The organism is Bradyrhizobium sp. SZCCHNRI1009 (genome assembly GCF_032487575.1).
In the GTDB taxonomy this organism is placed as follows: domain Bacteria; phylum Pseudomonadota; class Alphaproteobacteria; order Rhizobiales; family Xanthobacteraceae; genus Bradyrhizobium.
The window spans coordinates 82,822-99,149 of sequence record NZ_JAUEUL010000009.1 but is presented as its reverse complement, the minus strand read 5'-3'; the positions used below and the strand labels follow the sequence as shown (position 1 = coordinate 99,149).

Genomic DNA, 16,328 nt, shown 5'->3' with positions numbered 1-16,328 from the left:
TGCGGCGGCAACTGCTTCGCGACATCAGCGAAGGCAGCGGGTGAACCGGACAAACAGCGGGCGAATTGGGGACGGCGATGCGAACTCATCTGTTCAGGATGCGGAATTGGAATGTGGCAATGGCGGGGCTTGCGCTGGCGATGGTCGCCAGCCCGCGCGCGGGCCATGCCTTCACGGAGGACGACCAGCGGCGGCTGTGCACGGGCGACGTCTTCCGGCTGTGCTCATCGGAGATTCCCGATCGCGACCGCATCATTGCCTGCATGATGAAGCAGCGCGCCAGCCTCAGCGACGGTTGCCGCAGCGTGTTCGGCCGGCCATCGGAACGCTCCGCTTCGGCCACCGTGACGCGCTGAGCGTGCCACGCCTCGTTTCCGCCAGCCACGCGCCGCCGGTCCTTCGATCTGCGGCGTGACCAGAACTACCTCGATGACATGACGGCGTGTTAGCTTGGCGCGGATTGTACGGCCAGGAGTTGACCCGCCATGAGCTTCCGCATCCTCGTCCTCTACGGCTCCTATCGCTCCGACCGGATGGGCATCCGGCTCGCGCAATTCGTCGTGGACGGGTTGCGCGCCAGGGATCAGGTCGTCGAGCTGATCGACGCCAAGGCGGTCGGCCTGCCGATGCTCGACCGCATGTACAAGGAATATCCGCCCGGCCAGGCGCCAGCAGCCATGGCCGAGCTTGCGGCCAAGATCCGTGCCGCCGACGGCTTCGTGTTCGTCACTGGCGAATACAACTGGGGCATGCAGCCGGGACTGAAGAACCTCACCGACCACTTTCTCGAGGAATGGTTCTGGCGTCCGGCGGCGATCGCGAGCTATTCCGCCGGCCGCCTCTCCGGGGCACGGGCCGCCACGGCGTGGCACGGCACGTTGTCGGAGATGGGCATGGTGGTGGTGTCGAGCACGCTTGCCGTCGGCCCGATCGGTCAGGCGCTGTCCGCCGACGGCAAGCCGACCGGCGATTCCGGCCAATCGCTCGAGCACGCGTTTCCGCGCTTTGCCGACGATCTCTTGTGGTGGGTCGAGGCGGGCAGGGAGCAGCGGGCGCGCAGGGCGCCACCTTACTGAGTGCGGGCATCAGCGCAGGCCGGAGCGCAAGCGCTCCAGCTCTTGCGCCAAGTCCGCTCCAAGTCCGCTAACGTTGTTCCGCGCTGCCGGTCCCGTTGGTGACCGCGCGCTGACGCGCCGGGGCGCTTGCGCTCTGCCCCTGACAGGGCCGCTCCATCCAGCTCCCGTCCGGGGCCTGCTGGTAGGCGCGGCACGGCAGGGACGACGTGGCCTGATCATCCGGCTTGGATGCCTGGGAGCTTTTCGCCAGTGCGGGGGCGGCCGTCGCGACGAGGGCTGCCAGCGAACCGACGTAGATCATTTGGCTGATCCGCATCTTGGGGGTTCTCCTGCTCGAAGCACCCCCGATTCAAAGTCGAATTGTGGAAACTTTGAGGCAAATCCCGCCTGTCGTCGCAGGACGCTTAAGGATCGCTTGCGACGTGGCCTGCGGCGTTAAGGCAAATGCGCGGTCCGGCGAGCGTGGCTTTCTCAAGGCTGGCGTTGCGCCCATGCTGACGGTAAGAGCGGCATGACGCGCGAAAGCGCCCTCGTGATCCGCGATGCGGGTGCTCCGCCCGGAGCGTCCTGTGCGGTCAACGGACGCCGGCATGGCCGCCGGCGCTCCCGACATCAGCCGCGCGACCGACGGATCGTGGCGGTTCCGCTTCAGGGCGGGGAGGGAGACCGCGCAGGCTGAGAACTGTGCGAGCATGACGAGACCCCGGTTGCCCTCCCTGATCGCGCTGCGTGCCTTCGAGGCCGTCGGCCGCAAGGGCAGCGTGCGCGCCGCCGGCGACGAGCTCGCGGTCAGCCACACCGTGGTCTCGCGCCATCTGCAGAATCTGCAGCGCAGCCTGGGCGTGGCGCTGGTGCGCGCCGAGGGACGGGGCCTCGCGCTGACCGATGCCGGACGTCAGTTCCATGCCGAGGTCAGCCAGGCCTTCGACATCATCGCCCGCGCGACGATGTCGGTGCGGCCCGTGGCGCGTCCGACCCTGAACATCTGGTGCATTCCGGGCCTCGCCAATCGCCGCCTGCTGGCGCGGCTGCCCGAGCTGAGCGGCCCGCCACGCAACTGGGACATCAACCTGCAGCCGACGCTGGCGCACCCCGACCTGCAGCGCGGCGAAGCGGATGCGGAGATCGTCTATGCCGAAGCGATCGACCGGAGCGGCGGCGTGGTCGCCGAGGAGCTGGTGTGCCCACGCGTATTCCCGGTCGCAAGCCCGGCCTATCTGGCAAGGTTTCCGGCGATCGCGACACTCCCGGGCCTCGCCAGGGCCTCGCTGATCCACGAGGAGTCCACCGCGCAATGGGAGCAATGGTTCGAGCTGGCGGGGTATCGCGAGCCGGTCACGTTGCGCGGGCAGCGGCTGTGGCACGCGCATCTCGCCATTGAAGCCGCCCGCTTCGGCCAGGGCGTCGCGCTCGCCAACGAGGTGCTGGTCGCCGATGATCTGCGCAGCGGTGCGCTGGTCGAGGTGATCCCATCGGCACTCCACATGGGAGCCTATCAGCTCGTCGCGCTCCGGGAGCGCTGGGACGAGCCCGCGATCGTGGCGCTGCGGGCGTGGCTGAAGAATGTGCTCGCCGCGTAGCTGCGCGCTCATCCTGCTGGGTCTGGTGCATTGCAGGCACCTGTCGTCAGGAACAAGCTGATTGATCGCGACGGCTCGCGGCTTAGCCTTCTGCTCGATTTTCCGACGAGGAGTTGAGCCATGGTTGCCAATTTGGCTGCGAATTTGGCTGCGAACGAAGAACTGCTGGCGCGACGTCATGAGGCCGTCGTCCGGGGCGTGAGCTATGCGACGCCGCTGTTTGCCGACCGCGCCCTCAACAGCGAGGTGTGGGACGTCGAGGGCAAGCGCTACGTCGACTTCGCCGGCGGCATCGCGGTGCTCAACACCGGCCACTGCCATCCGCATGTCGTTGCCGCGATCCGGGCACAGCTCGACCGCTTCACCCACACCTGCTTCCAGGTGCTGCAATACGAGCCCTATGTGCGGCTGAGCGAGCGGCTCAACGCGCTGGCGCCGATTTCGGGGCCGGCCAAGTCGATCCTGCTGACGACCGGCGCGGAGGCGACCGAGAACGCCATCAAGATCGCACGCGCCGCCACCGGCCGCAGCGGCATCATCGCCTTCACCGGCGCCTTCCACGGCCGTACCGCGCTCGCCAATGCGATGACCGGCAAGGTGATGCCGTACAAGAAGCATTTCGGGCCGCCGCTGCCCGGCGTCTGGCACGCGCCGTTTCCGATCGCCGGCAGCAACGTGACGGTCGAGGACACGCTGTCCTACATCAACTTCATCTTCAAGGCCGACATCGACGCCTCGCAGGTCGCGGCCATCATCATCGAGCCCGTGCAGGGCGAGGGCGGTTTCCACCAGGCGCCGCCGGAGCTGATGCGGGGCCTGCGCCGGATCTGCGACAGCCATGGCATCGTGCTGATCGCCGACGAGGTGCAGACCGGCTTCGGCCGCACCGGCAAGATGTTCGCGATGGAGCACTACGACGTGCAGCCGGACCTGATCTGCGTCGCCAAGAGTCTCGCCGGCGGCATGCCGCTGTCCGGCGTGATCGGCCGCGCTGCGATCATGGACGCCGCCGAGCCGGGCGGTCTCGGCGGCACCTATGGCGGCAATCCGCTGGCCTGCGCCGCGGCGCTTGCCGTGCTCGATGTGTTCGAGCAGGAGAAGCTGCTCGACCGCGCCAATGCGATCGGCGAGCGGCTGCGTGCGGCGATCGCGCGCTTCTCGCGCGCCAACACGCTGGTTCCGGTTTCCGGCCCGCGCGGTCCTGGCGCAATGGTTGCATTCGATATCCTGAAGCAGCGCGGCAGCGACGAGCCGGATGCGGAAATGACCAAGCGCGTGACGCGCGTGGCGCACGAGAACGGCCTGATCCTGTTGTCGTGCGGCGTCACCGCGAGCACCATTCGCATCCTGGTGCCGCTGACGGCATCGGACGAGATCGTGGACGAAGGGCTCGCGATCCTGGAGAAGTGCCTGGCCGCCTGACGTGCGGCCGAGGTGAACGGGAAGGCTGGAGGTTTGCAACGTGACTGAAGCTACGGCGGCTGTGCCGAATGACGTGATGGAGCGGCTCGCCGCCGCCGTCGATGCCAACTTCGCCAAGCAGGTCGCCTTCCTGCAGCAGCTCGTGCAGTTCCGCAGCCTGCGCGGCGAGGAAGCGCCGGTGCAGGACTGGCTGGCGCGCGAGCTCGCGAGCCGCGGCTATCAGGTCGACCGCTTCAGCCTGGGCGATGTCGACCTGATGCGCCATCCCAAGGCGGCGCCGATGGACGGCATCGCACTCGACGGCTCGCAGCAGGTGGTGGCGACGCTCGACGGAGCGGGCAAGGGCCGCAGCCTGATCCTGCAGGGCCACGTCGACGTCGTGCCGGAAGGGCCGACCGATCTCTGGAACGACCCGCCCTATGAGGCGATCGTGCGCGACGGCTGGATGATCGGGCGCGGTGCCCAGGACATGAAGGCCGGCGTCTCCGCGATGATCTTCGCGCTCGATGCGATCAAGGCGGCCGGCTTCGTGCCGGACGGACGCATTCACCTGGAGACGGTGACCGAGGAGGAGAGCACCGGCAACGGCGCGCTCTCGACTCTTTTGCGCGGCTACACGGCTGATGCTTGCCTGATCCCGGAGCCGACCGGCCACACGCTGACCCGCGCCCAGGTCGGCGCGATCTGGTTTCGCTTGCGCGTGCGCGGCACGCCGGTGCACGTCGCCTACGCCGAGACCGGCACCAATGCGATCCTGTCGGCGATGCACCTGATCCGCGCGTTCCAGGAGCACACCCGGGAGATCAACGCGCGCGCCAGGTCGAACGCGTGGTTCGCCGCGGTCAAGGATCCGATCAAGTTCAACGTCGGCATCATCAAGGGCGGCGACTGGGCCAGCTCGACGCCGGCGTGGTGCGACCTCGATTGCCGGCTCGGCGTGCTGCCCGGCGAGACGCCGGCGCAGGCCATCGCCGGCATCGAGCAATGTCTCGCCATAGCGCAGGCCGCAGACAGCTTCCTGTCGGAGAATCCGGTCGAGCTGGTGTGGAGCGGCTTCCAGGCCGATCCCGCCGTGTGCGAGCCCGGCAGCGCCGCGGAGGCCGCGCTCGCCGACGTCCATGCGCGCGTGTTCGAGCAGCCGCTGGACGTGCGGCTGTCCACGGCGGTCAACGACACCCGCTACTATCAGGTCGACTACGGCATCCCGGCGCTGTGCTACGGGCCCTACGGCATCGGTCCGCACGCGTTCGACGAGCGCGTCGATCTCGACAGCGTGCGCAAGACCACGCTGTCGATCGCGATGTTCGTCGCGCAATGGTGCGGACTGCGGCCGGCATGATCACGGTCGCGCTTCTCAGCCGTCCCGGGCTGATGGATCCGATGCGGGCGCTGCTCGCGCGCGAGCTGCCGGGCGTGGCCGTCGCGTCATGGCCGGAAGCCGCGGCGCGCGACGCCGAGCTAGCGGTATGCTGGAAGCCGGAGCCCGGTGCGCTGGCGGCGATGCCGAAGCTGAAGCTGATCCATGCGATCGCGGCCGGCGTCGACAACATCCTGTCCGATTCCACCGTGCCGGATGTGCCGCTGTGCCGGATCGTCGATCCCGACATCTCGGCGGCCATGACCGAGTTCGTGCTGTGGGGGACGCTGTATTTCCACCGCGATTTCGATCGCGCCGTCGGCAACGCGCGGAACGGCGTGTGGCGGCGCTACGAGCAGCGTGCCGCCAGGGACCGTCGGGTCGGCATTCTCGGGCTCGGCGAGCTCGGCTCCGCGGCCGCGATCCGTCTGGTCGAGCTGGGCTTCGCGGTGAGCGCGTGGTCGCGCTCGCCCAAGGCGCTCGCCGGCGTGCGGACCCATTGCGGCACCGCTGCGCTCGACGACTTCCTGGGCGAGACGGAGATCCTGGTCTCGCTGCTGCCGCTGACGGCCTCGACCGTGGGGCTGCTCGATGCCGAGCGTCTGGGCCGGCTGCCCAAGGGCGCCGCGCTGATCCTGTGCAGCCGCGGCGAGCACCTGGTGACGGAGGATCTGGTCGCGCTGCTGCGCAGCGGCCATCTGCGCGGCGCGGTGCTCGACGTCTTCGCGCATGAGCCGTTGCCCCCGGACCATGCGCTGTGGCGCGAGCCGGGCGTGCTGGTGACGCCGCACATGGCGGCGATCGCATCCTGGGAGGTGATCGCGCAGCAGGTCGCGGAGAATGCCCGGCGGCTGCTGCGCGGCGAGCCGTTGCTGAACGTCGTCGATCGCGCCCGCGGCTACTGATTAGTCAGCTACTCAAGCGTCTGCACCGGCGGCGCCACCGGACCGCGCGGCGCCGGCGGAGCGACAGCGATGGTCCGTGCAGGCGGTGGTGCGCTGCGCGGCGCGGCCTGCGGTTGCTGCTGAGACTCGGTCATCGCAGCCTGGCTGTCCCTGACCGGACGCCGGACCTGCTGTGACCGCGCCGCGCGCGAGCGGCGGAAGCCCCAGGAGCGCGCGATCGAGGGACCTGCCGTGTAGCCGACGACCGCGCCGGCAACCGCTCCAACCGGTCCGAACACGACGGCGCCCGACAAGGCGCCCAGCGCGGCATCGCCGCCGCGGTGCTCGTCGGCCATCGCCGCCGATGCCGTCAATGTCAGCGCCAAGGCCGCGGTCGCCAGCAGTCTGGTCATGAGATGTCCCCTCCGTCGCAACAGCGCCGAAATGGCGGACAAATGTGGCGAGAAGAATGCGGGGAGTGGAACCTGTCAGGGAACCGGTAACCCTAATGCGGACACAATGTCTCAGCGCCGCGGCATGGCGCGCAGCGTCGTTCAATGCATCGCGCCGAGCACCGACGTGAACGGCATGGCGATGATTTCCTCGCCGAGATCATCGGAAATGTGCAGCACCCAGTCGCGCCAATCCTCGTCGCTTTCGGAGGAAATCAGCGAATGCATGACGCGCTCGGCGTGATCGCAGGCCTCGGCGAGATCGACGACCGCGGTTCCACGCCGATCGACGAGAAACTCCTCGGGATTGGAGCAGTGGAAGAAGACCTGCGTCATGTCCGTCTCCTCAATCGCCATCCGGCGAATCTCAGCCAGGAGTAACAGCGTGGCGGCGCACGCGAAATCGGATTGATCACGTAAGGTAAATTACGGGGAGAAGTCTAAGCCTGGGGAACCGGGCCCGCAGTGATCCATCTCACGGAACGCATCGGTGTGGAGAAAGTTGACCTGGGTTATTCGATCCGGCGACAGGAGCTCGACATGATGTCTGAAGTCCAGATCCATGCGATCGCCCGGCAGATGCTCGAGATGCACGGCGCCTCGGCCGTCGCGCAGGCTGCGCAGAAGGCGCAGCAATGCGAAGCCAGCGGCGAGGCCGAGGAGGCCCGCGAATGGCGCCACATCTCGGATGCGATGCGGATGATGCGCGGCCCGCACCAGAGCTGACATCGGATTCCATTTTACCGAATATTGCCGCGCGTTCCGCCGGATCGACCGACTCTGCTCCGCAGCAGCCGGCGGTGGATACGTTCCGTCAAGGGAAACGTGTGCCGCATCTCATCCTGGTTTCCGACCCATTTTCCACGCAAGAATCGGGCAACATGATTCGGCGGTGGATTCGCCGACCAACGTTTGCCGGCGCGCCCGCCGTCCAGGGATTATTGCCATGGTCTTCTTCAAGCGTGAGCTGAGCCCCGTCGAGATCTTCGAGCGTGCGCTGAAGGACAAGCAGGCCGCGCGGCAACGGCTGACGGATCGCCTCCGCGTGGCCGAGGCGGCGCTGGACGAGAAGAAGGTTGCCGCAGAGCGGCTCGCCAAGGCCGGCGCCAGCAACGGGCAGCTCGATCGTGCCGAATCCAAGATGCAGGCCGTCGAGCAGAAGGCCAAGGCGCTGCGCGCAGCAGTCGCCGAATGCGATGAGCAGATCATCCTGGCCGAACGCGCCTTCGCCGACGCGGTGGCGCAGCGCGACCGCGACCGCGCCGCCAACGACATCGAGGCCGTCGCCACCGCGATCGAGCAGGCGGTTCCGCGCTTCGAGATCGGTGCGGCGGCGCTCGTCGATGCGGTCACGCGCGGCCGCGCGGCGTTGAGCGAGGCCAGCCGCTTCGCGTCCGATGTCGACGACATCCGGCGCGAGGTGATGTCCGCCGCGGAGCTGATCTGCTGGGAGCTGCGCGCGGCCGCGAGCCGCACGCGGGCCGGCAACATCAACGTGGCCCTGCTGGCGCCGCCCGAGATGCGGCAACTGCCGGCGCCCGAGACCGACCGCCAGATGATCTATACGCTGAGCCCGCTGACCTGGCGTGAGGGCGAGGAGGTGAAGCGCGTCGCCGCCTTTACCATGACCGCGCTGCCCAAGGCCCTGCTGCCGCTGGCGCTGGCGCATCAGCACGTCGACTATCTCAACGCGCGCCGGGTGCAGACGCTGATGCACGTCCATGGCGGCGGACAGCAGCAGAGCGAGCCGATGCCCGACGATCCGGCGCTGGTCGATCTCGATGCGCTGGGTACGCAGGCCGAGGAAAGCCCGCAGGCTGATGTCGCCTGAGCGCGTCCCTGCGCGCAGGCGCGCCGGAGCGCAGCTGGGGCTTGTTGGATCGGCCGTGCTGCTGCTGATTGTCATCAGCGGTGCACGGGCGGAAAATCTCGATGCCGGTAAATCCGGCGCGCGGCTGTTTGCGGACAGCTGCGCCACCTGTCATCGCTCGGCACGTGGGCTCGCCAAGGGACGCTTCCGCCTGACGCTCTATTTGTTCCTGCAGAAGCACTACACCAGCAGCGACGACGCCGCGTCGGCCTTGAGCACCTATCTGCAGTCGGTCGATGCGCCGGCAGCCGCGCCGGCCCGTCGTCCTGCTGCGCGGCGACGGGATTATCGCGGTGAGACGCGACCGCCGCGGCCGCCGCTGCCGGTCCGGGGACGCTAGTCCGGCGGGCCGCACGACGATCTCCGCTCGCTTCGTCCTGCGAGGGGAACGGGCCGCGGCGAGTGAACGTGAGCTGCTCAGGTTCAGCCGCTCGGCCCGCAGTTTTCCGGTGTGCGCTCGTCCGGGTGTGGCCGATATCCGCAACCTGGGCTATGCTCGTCGGCCAAGGTGCTCGACGCCTCGGGGGTGCCGATCTCGTGCGTGTCCGTGCGAAGCTGGCCGCCCCGAGCCGTATCGTGACGTCTCAGTCGTTCCACGAGCCGCGTTATCGTGATTGTGTTTTCGGGCGTTATGTCTTTTGACGTTGTGTTAGGGCTGTCTGAGGCAGGGCAGCGGCGATGATGACCTTACCGGAGCTCGCGGCAGCGGCGTTGGAGCGTTTCCTCAGCTCCTATATGCGACGCCGTTTCGGATCGTCTCATACCCAGTTGACGGAGATGCTTCCGGCGGCTGCGCGCATTGCGCTGGAATGCATCGGCAACAGCGATGCGCTGTATCACAACGTCGAGCACACCTTGCTGGTGACGCTGGCCGGCCACGAGATCCTGCGCGGCCGTGCGCTGCACAGCCACATGACGGCGGACGACTACGTCCACGTCATCCTGGCCTGCCTGCTTCACGACATCGGCTATGTCCGCGGCCTGTTCAGGGAAGACGATGTCAACGGCTTCGTCGTCGATCGCGGCGGCCGCAAGATCTGCCTGCCTCGCGGCTCCTCCGACGCCAGCCTGATGCCGTATCACGTCGACCGCTCGAAGCTGTACGTGATCAACCGCATCGAAGGCATGGCGCCCCTGGACAAGGACCGCATCGCCCGCGCCATCGAAGGCACGCGCTTTCCGCCGCTCGCCGGCCAGCACTTCGACGAAGAGCAGTCGATCGTGCGCGCCGCCGACCTGATCGGACAGCTCGGCGACCCCAACTACATCCGCAAGGCCAACGCGCTGTATCACGAGTTCGAGGAGGTCGGCATCAACCGGCAGCTCGGCTATGAGTCGCCGGCCGACATCGTCAACCGCTATCCGCAGTTCTATTGGAACAGCGTCGCGCCGCACATCCAGACCGAGATCCGCTATCTCAACATGACCTCGACCGGGCGCCAGTGGATCGCAAACCTCTACGCCAACGTGTTCCGCGCCGAACGCGACATCTCGCTGTCCGGCCCGCAGAGCTGACTGGCGGGAGTTAGCGCCGGCCGCCGACCTCGTCGATGTGGTCGAGCAGGTCGGCCGGGTCCTCGTAGACTCGGATGGCGCCGGACTGGCGCAATTCCTCCGAGCCATAGCCGCCGCTCAACAGGCCGACTCCGAGCGCCCGGCAGCGGGTTGCGGCGAGCATGTCCCAGATGCTGTCGCCGACCACGACCGCGCGCTCGATCGACATGTCGAGGCGGGCGGCGGCGGCGAGAAACAGATCGGGATCAGGCTTGGCGTAGCGGACCTCGTCGCGGGTCACGACGGCGCTGGTCTTGGGATCGACGCCGAGCGCGGCGAGATTGACGGCCGCCGTTTCCATTCTGCCGCTGGTCGCGATTGCCCAGGGGATGCCGGCATCGGTCAGGAAGCCGAGCAGCTCGCGGGCGCCGGGCAGGGGGCGGACCTGGCCTCCGAGCTTCTGATAGGCCGCCGCATGCGCCTTCCGCAGCCGCTCGATCCGCTCGGGCTCGATGGCATAGCCGGTCTCGCGCAGCAGCTGGTTGGTGAACAGGCCGCCGCTCATCCCGATCTTGCGGTGGATGCGCCAGACCGAGAGCTCGATGCTCTCGGCATCCAGCGCCGTCTTCCAGGCCAGCACATGCTGGTAGACGCTGTCGACCAGCGTGCCGTCGAGGTCGAACAGGAAAGCGGTTTCGATGCGCATGGCTCGCTCCGGGCTGGACGTCTGCTACGCAGCAGCCGCTACGGCCAAGCGGCAGCGGACATTCTGGTTCCTGGCCGCTGCGGGAGCTGTGCTGTGCCTGCGCCGCGACCCGGCTCAGCCCTTCGGACGGATGAAGCCGGCCAGCGTCTTCTTCTGCTCCTCGCACCAGTTCGTCATGCCGAGGCGGCGCTGATCCATGTCGATGGCCTGGGTGGCGACGGCGACCTCCGCCATCAGATCGTCGTCCTGCTTCTCGCCCATCTTGCCGCCGGTGTGCATATAGGCGATCGCCTTGCGCACCTTCTCGGTCGTGCCGTCAGGCATCTTCATGTCCTGCGCCTTCTGGACCAGATCCTGATAGACGACGTCGACGCCGGGACATTCGACCTTGGTGGCGAACGCCTCCAGCACCATGGTCGTATACATGTGGCGTGGCTCGGCGCTGCCCGGTGTCAGGGCCGCCAGCAATGCCGCAATGCTCAATGCCGCAAGGGTTGACGTATAAAGCAGACCGTTTCGCATCCTCTGGCTACCTCCCGCTTGTTTTCGGCGAGGCTAGCCTGTGGGCGAAGCCCGGGCAACAACGAGCGCAGTGCAGCACGCGCGAATTGATCGAAGGGGCCGCCGGCTATTTGTTCAGCCGCCGCTCCTGCTCCTTGAGCAGAACGTCGAGCTCCTCGCTCTGCTGCGCGAGGCGGTCGGCGTTGCGCTCCTCGTCGGCGGCACCCGACTGCGAGGCGGCCTGCTCGGTGATCTGGCGGATGTTGTCGCGCAGGATCGCGATGCGGTCTGCGAGGTCGGAGGCGGACAGGACGGTCGGATCGGTCAGGCTCATGAACCCCTCGGGATGCGCATTGTCAGGCGCAGCTCCTTAGCTCGGAAAGCCGCGTCGCGACAAGTGGATCGACGGCATCGATCACCCCCGCGCCAATCGGCGCGGACCGGCGCGGGCGCCTGTGCGGATCCCTCAGCGCACCGGCATTGGCGGACGCACCACGGGCTGGTCCGGATCGACCGGCGCCGACGGCAGCGGCATCGGAGCGGGCGGCGGGGGTACCATGTTGGCTGCAGCCGGCGGCGGCATGCGCGGCCGGTGCGGCACCGCTGCTCCGGGCTGTGCCGGGGTTACGGCCGCCGTCGCAGGGCGCGCGGCCGGGCGCGGCCGGATCGTCTGCTCGATGGCGCGCGGATCAAACGACCGTGCTTCCGCGGTCCGCTCGCTCGGCCGCTCGGCGGGCCTGTCGCTGGATTTGGCCTCGGCGACCCGCGCCATGTCGCGGACCATCTGCTCCTGCCCGGCCTTCAACTGTGCGAGGCTCGTCTTCAGCTCGCCGATCTGCTGGCTCAAGGCAGCCAGGTCGTGGGCCATCGATTGCAGCAACTGCGCCTGCTCCTGCGACGCGGTCGCGCCAGCCGCGCTCGTTGCGTGCTCCTGCGCCTCAGCCGGCGCTTCTGCGGCCGTCTGCTGGGGCGCGGTCGCGGCTGGCTGTGCCGCGGCATCCTTGTCTGTGTTCGATGCCAGCGAGATCCGCGGCATCCAATGCGCGATCATCTCCTGGGCCTGGTCTCCATAGCTCTGCCAGGCGGCTGCGGCGACCGCGCTACCGACCGCGAACAGCACCGCCAGAATGGTGCGCACGGCCCAGGTGGCGAACGTGCTGCGCTCTCCAGTGACCGCGAAGTCGCTCGTCGCCTGCGTCCTGTAGTCAGGGTCGATCTTTGGCGAGGGCACATCCGGTGGCCGTTGCGAGCTGCGCCTGTCCGCTTCGGCGGCTGTGCGATCGGCGCGGGCCGCCAGCACGATCTCGGGATCGATCACGGCATGAGGCTGCTGATCGCCGTCTTTGGTCGTCGTTGCAAGCATTGACGCTCCGTCCTCCGTTGTCGTCCACCTCGCAGGCGGCGCTCGGCTCTGTTCCGATGCGTCGTCCTACCAACGCCTCGTGCACCAACGCTTCGCGTACTCACGCTGCATCGTACTGACGCCTCGTGACACCAACGTCGGATGACGACTGCGCCACGGGACGTTCGGCCTCTCCGGCCGCATCAGCACAGAACCTGGATACCGGTTGTCCCTCGTGCCCACGCATCTGCATGTTCACGGTCATCCATCTTGGCCAGAGCCGCATGCTCAGGAACGTCCCATCATCGTTCCGTCGCGACGCTCGGCTGATTCCTAATCTCATCGACACTTGGTCATATCCGCCCGAACCAAGGCGAAGACATGGCGGTTGCGCGACCCATGCGACCTCCACCTCAGGCCGCAGGCGGAGCATACCCCGAATGCACTGCGAAGGCTATGCCGACGGCGTTCGCCGTGCCGGCGAGATCCCCGGCCGTTGTGACCGACCGGTGCCGCGGAACGAAGCTTCGATCGGCCCGTCAACGCTTGAGAATGTCGCGTGTGGGCAACCGGATTTCGCAGCAGAGGCCGCTCGGCTCAAAGCGCCGGACGACGCGGGCACCGACCTCGTACGGCAGCATCTGTTCCAGCAGTACGGTTCCAAAGCCCTGGCGCTGCGCAGCCAGCGGACGGCCGGACATGCCGGTCTCGGTCCAGTCGATGACCAGCCAGTCGGCCGCGTCGCGCTCATCGAGCCGCCATTCGATCCTGATGAAGCCCCGCGGCACGGTCAGCGCGCCGTATTTCAGCGCATTGGTCGCGAGCTCGTGCATGGCAAGCCCGATGCTCTCGGCCGCCTTCGGCCTCAGTCGCACCTGGGGGCCCGACAGCGAGAATTGCCTGTCCTCGCGCGCGGCTCCGGCGCGCAGCTCATCGGCGATCAGCTCCGCCAGATCGAAACCGGCGAGGGGATCGCGCGTGACGACCGCCTGGATGCGCGACAGCGCCGTGATGCGGCCTTCGAGGTGACTGGCGAAATCCTCGACGCTGTCGCTCGAGTCGCCCGTGCGGCGGATGATCGAGCGGATCACGGCGAGCATGTTGCGGACGCGGTGCTGCAGCTCGGCGAGCAGCAGCTTCTGGTGCTCGGAGGCCGAGACCAGCGCCGTGATATCTTGGGTGATGCCGCCGATGCGCTGCACCCGTCCCAGCTCGTCGACCATGGGAAAACTACGGATGCGCAGCCAGCGCGCGACGTCGTCCGGCTGCGTGACGATACGGACATCCAGGCTGTCGCGCTGGCCGCGCCGGGCGCGCTCGAGGCTCTCGACAGCGCGTGGCCGGTCCTCCGGCAGCATGAGCTCGGTCCACGATGCGAGATGGTCGCCGCGGAGCACAGCGGTGCGCGGCACGCCATAGATCGTCTCGAATGCGGGGCTGAGATATTCCCAGTGCAGGGTCTCGGCATCGCGGATCCACACCACGTCGGAGGATGCTTCGCCGAACTGGCGGAAACGCGCCTCGCTGTCGCGCAGCGCGGCCTCGGTGCGCTTGCGGTCGTCGATGTTCATCGCGAGCTCGACCAGGGTGCCGTCGCCGAGGTCCCGGCCGGCGAACATCATCCAGGCGCGTTCGCCGTCCTTGCGAAAATACTGTTTCTCATAGGGACCGATCCGGCCGGTCTGCCGCAGCAGCTCGATCTGGTCGCTCGATGTACCCATCCATTCCGGGGGTGTCAGGCTCTTCCAGGTCAGCTGGCCGCTGTCGATGTCCTGACGCGAATAGCCTGTCATCGCCAAGAAGGCCTCGTTGGCGTCGACCAGGGTGCCGGCTGCATGATCGAAGAACAGCACGCCGACCGAATCGATCTCGAGGAGGCGGCGCAGCCGATGATCGCTGGCATCGCTGCCGTTCGAATGCGGCTGCGGTGCGGACGGCCCGGCCTCCGGCAGCTCGCTGCAGCCGAGGCAGACGGCGAGCTCGGGATCGGTCCGTGCGAGGGCAAGCACGTCCGAATCGATCGCGAGCAGGTGTGCATCGGCCCAGAAGTGGGCTGTACGCAGATAGGCGAGGAAGGCCGCCAGCAGATCGAACCTGGTGTCGCCGAAGGCATGTCGGATTGCGCGCCGCGAGCGGTCGAAATCAGCACGCTGCATGAACAGCACCGACGCGGCCTCGAACAGGTCCGCCTCACCGTCGCTGCCCGGCTCCGGGATGTCGAGCGGGGGCTGGATGAGCTCGAGCCGGTCGAGCGCCGCCGCGGTGCGCGCGGGATCCGCGAGCGGCCGCGCGAGCAGGTGACGCGCCCGATCGATCGGCTCCGGGCGGGACGTCGAGTCACCCGCGGGCTTGCCAGATCCAACCAGAAATCCGAAATGCCGGGTCAGACAATAGGGCGAACGGTTGAGGCGCGACAGATGGACGGCGAGCCGCTCCTTGAAAAGGGCCGGAAGCGGGGTGTCGAGATAGGCGCATTTGGCGAACTGCCAGAGCTGTCGGGTCGCCTCAGGCGCAGACGGCGCCGACCTGAACAGGTTGGGCATCAGCCCGAGGCGCTGCACGATCTCCTGCTCGAAGGGTCCGTCCACCATGCGCTGTTCGACCATCGCCGTTTCCCCGGCAGAGTGCCGAGACAGTCAGCATAGCGCAAGCGCCAGCGCTCCGAACCTCTCACTCATTCGCGTCGAGCTGACGGCCTTCGCGGTCCAAATGCAAGTAATTCGCGTTGAACAGGCCGGCGCTCATCAAGCGCTCGAGGTCCGGAAGTACCAGCATCTTGCCCTTGAGCACGATCAGGTTGCTGGCGCGCAGTTCCTGCAGCGTGCGGTTGACGTGGACCTTCGACAGGCCTGTCGCCTCGGCGAGATCGGCCTGAGTGAGCGGGAAGCTGCAGCTGCTGTCGTCGGCCAGGCCCGCCAGGCGTAGCCGGAAGAACAGTTCGCACAACAGGTGAGCCATGCGTTCGGACGCCGTGCGTTGCCCGAGATTCATGGTCCATTCGCGCTGGATTGCGGCGTTGACCAGTGTCTCCCACCAGAACGCCGTTGCAATGCGCGGATAGCCGGCGCTGATCTCGTCGAAGAACTCGCGCGGCAGATCGGCGATCGACACCGGCGTGATGGTGCCGATCGAATGGTCCATCTCGCGCAGGATGAAGATGTTGAGATCACAGATATCGCCGGGCAGGAAGAACGAGACGATCTGGCGGCGGCCGTCCTCGAGCTGCTTGTAGCGGCAGGCCCAGCCGTTCAGGATCAGATGCACGTCCTTGGGCTTCTCGCCTTCGCGCGCGATGTCGGTGCGTGGCGCGAAGGTCCTTACCCGTTGAGCCGCAGCGCGGTTGAGCATCAGGCGGTCGGCCGCAGAAAGGCGGACGAAATTCTCAAGCTTGCGGACCAGATGACTCAAAGAGTGGTTCCCCCGAATTAGTTTATTGGGGTTCCAAGCGGCGCGACTTCAATAACTTATGTTAGCATGATACCGCGTTGACCGCTGATCTTTCTGCACCTGCGCAAGGAACCAACGCGTTGTCGATGTGCGTGGGTCTGCTGCCGCAATCTCGGTGATGATTTCGCCATCGCGCGATGGTCGGAGCATGAGCGACATCGCGCGAGTCCGACCTGCACTGCGCGCTTCTGTCGTCG

19 protein-coding genes are annotated in these 16,328 nt (G+C 67.4%); 10 read left to right on the top strand and 9 right to left on the bottom strand.

Translation table 11 applies throughout. The annotated features are described in order from the left end of the window. Window positions 1–119: 119 nt before the first annotated feature. Together QX010_RS17630 and QX010_RS17625 are read left to right on the top strand one after the other, a co-directional pair. A complete protein-coding gene (locus QX010_RS17630) occupies window positions 120–356 on the top strand; it encodes a hypothetical protein (protein WP_315712310.1) in 237 nt (78 codons plus the stop codon). A gap of 129 nt (window positions 357–485) precedes the next feature. Then, window positions 486–1,076: an NAD(P)H-dependent oxidoreductase gene (locus QX010_RS17625; RefSeq protein ID WP_315800224.1), complete on the top strand. Its 591-nt coding sequence runs from the start codon at window positions 486–488 to the stop codon at window positions 1,074–1,076. A 67-nt stretch (window positions 1,077–1,143) separates the two neighbouring features. Here the strand turns inward: QX010_RS17625 and QX010_RS17620 are convergent, their stop codons facing one another. Further along, on the bottom strand, window positions 1,144–1,392 hold the full coding sequence (locus QX010_RS17620; protein ID WP_315800223.1) for a hypothetical protein: 249 nt from the start codon (window positions 1,390–1,392) through the stop codon (window positions 1,144–1,146). Between the two features lie 376 nt (window positions 1,393–1,768). On the opposite strand from QX010_RS17620, the gene QX010_RS17615 reads away from it, so the two are divergent. From QX010_RS17615 to QX010_RS17600, 4 genes are all read left to right on the top strand, one after another. Then, window positions 1,769–2,656, top strand: coding sequence for a LysR substrate-binding domain-containing protein (locus tag QX010_RS17615; protein ID WP_315800222.1), 888 nt, complete (start codon window positions 1,769–1,771; stop codon window positions 2,654–2,656). Between the two features lie 120 nt (window positions 2,657–2,776). Continuing rightward, on the top strand, window positions 2,777–4,078 hold the full coding sequence (gabT, locus tag QX010_RS17610) for a 4-aminobutyrate--2-oxoglutarate transaminase (RefSeq protein ID WP_316180842.1): 1,302 nt from the start codon (window positions 2,777–2,779) through the stop codon (window positions 4,076–4,078). A gap of 40 nt (window positions 4,079–4,118) precedes the next feature. After that, the gene (locus tag QX010_RS17605) at window positions 4,119–5,417 is read left to right on the top strand and encodes an ArgE/DapE family deacylase (protein WP_316180840.1); all 1,299 of its coding nucleotides are present in this window, start codon (window positions 4,119–4,121) and stop codon (window positions 5,415–5,417) included. Then, window positions 5,414–6,340 carry a glyoxylate/hydroxypyruvate reductase A gene (locus tag QX010_RS17600; RefSeq protein ID WP_316181019.1) on the top strand — a complete coding sequence of 309 codons (927 nt, stop codon included), beginning with the start codon at window positions 5,414–5,416 and terminating at the stop codon, window positions 6,338–6,340. The genes QX010_RS17605 and QX010_RS17600 overlap by 4 nt, the downstream gene beginning before the upstream one ends. A gap of 8 nt (window positions 6,341–6,348) precedes the next feature. Here QX010_RS17600 and QX010_RS17595 read toward each other — a convergent pair whose 3' ends face one another. Together QX010_RS17595 and QX010_RS17590 are read right to left on the bottom strand one after the other, a co-directional pair. After that, window positions 6,349–6,732: a hypothetical protein gene (locus QX010_RS17595; protein ID WP_316180838.1), complete on the bottom strand. Its 384-nt coding sequence runs from the start codon at window positions 6,730–6,732 to the stop codon at window positions 6,349–6,351. A gap of 141 nt (window positions 6,733–6,873) precedes the next feature. After that, complete coding sequence (locus QX010_RS17590; RefSeq protein WP_315800218.1) at window positions 6,874–7,107, bottom strand: DUF6894 family protein; 234 nt, start codon at window positions 7,105–7,107, stop codon at window positions 6,874–6,876. Window positions 7,108–7,314: 207 nt separating this feature from the next. Here QX010_RS17590 and QX010_RS17585 point away from each other — a divergent pair, with 207 nt between their 5' ends. The 4 genes from QX010_RS17585 (at window position 7,315) to QX010_RS17570 (ending at window position 10,156) form a co-directional block, all read left to right on the top strand. Next, the gene (locus QX010_RS17585; protein ID WP_315741166.1) at window positions 7,315–7,497 is read left to right on the top strand and encodes a hypothetical protein; all 183 of its coding nucleotides are present in this window, start codon (window positions 7,315–7,317) and stop codon (window positions 7,495–7,497) included. 220 nt (window positions 7,498–7,717) lie between these two features. Further along, window positions 7,718–8,602 (top strand): hypothetical protein, encoded by an 885-nt coding sequence (locus QX010_RS17580; protein WP_316180836.1) that lies wholly within the window; start codon window positions 7,718–7,720, stop codon window positions 8,600–8,602. Continuing rightward, window positions 8,592–8,981 (top strand): cytochrome C, encoded by a 390-nt coding sequence (locus QX010_RS17575; protein ID WP_316180835.1) that lies wholly within the window; start codon window positions 8,592–8,594, stop codon window positions 8,979–8,981. Before QX010_RS17580 ends, QX010_RS17575 begins: the two co-directional genes overlap by 11 nt. Window positions 8,982–9,319: 338 nt before the next feature. Continuing rightward, window positions 9,320–10,156, top strand: coding sequence for an HD domain-containing protein (locus QX010_RS17570; RefSeq protein ID WP_315800215.1), 837 nt, complete (start codon window positions 9,320–9,322; stop codon window positions 10,154–10,156). A 10-nt stretch (window positions 10,157–10,166) separates the two neighbouring features. Here the strand turns inward: QX010_RS17570 and QX010_RS17565 are convergent, their stop codons facing one another. The 6 genes from QX010_RS17565 to QX010_RS17540 form a co-directional block, all read right to left on the bottom strand. Further along, a complete protein-coding gene (locus QX010_RS17565) occupies window positions 10,167–10,841 on the bottom strand; it encodes an HAD family hydrolase (protein ID WP_316180833.1) in 675 nt (224 codons plus the stop codon). 114 nt (window positions 10,842–10,955) lie between these two features. Then, complete coding sequence (locus tag QX010_RS17560) at window positions 10,956–11,363, bottom strand: hypothetical protein (RefSeq protein WP_316180831.1); 408 nt, start codon at window positions 11,361–11,363, stop codon at window positions 10,956–10,958. A gap of 106 nt (window positions 11,364–11,469) precedes the next feature. After that, window positions 11,470–11,676, bottom strand: coding sequence for a hypothetical protein (locus QX010_RS17555; RefSeq protein WP_315712292.1), 207 nt, complete (start codon window positions 11,674–11,676; stop codon window positions 11,470–11,472). A 132-nt stretch (window positions 11,677–11,808) separates the two neighbouring features. Beyond that, window positions 11,809–12,705: a hypothetical protein gene (locus tag QX010_RS17550; RefSeq protein ID WP_316180829.1), complete on the bottom strand. Its 897-nt coding sequence runs from the start codon at window positions 12,703–12,705 to the stop codon at window positions 11,809–11,811. Window positions 12,706–13,223: 518 nt separating this feature from the next. Then, the gene (locus QX010_RS17545) at window positions 13,224–15,290 is read right to left on the bottom strand and encodes a PAS domain S-box protein (RefSeq protein ID WP_316180827.1); all 2,067 of its coding nucleotides are present in this window, start codon (window positions 15,288–15,290) and stop codon (window positions 13,224–13,226) included. Between the two features lie 64 nt (window positions 15,291–15,354). Further along, on the bottom strand, window positions 15,355–16,092 hold the full coding sequence (locus tag QX010_RS17540; protein ID WP_315712288.1) for a Crp/Fnr family transcriptional regulator: 738 nt from the start codon (window positions 16,090–16,092) through the stop codon (window positions 15,355–15,357). Between the last annotated feature and the right edge of the window lie 236 nt (window positions 16,093–16,328).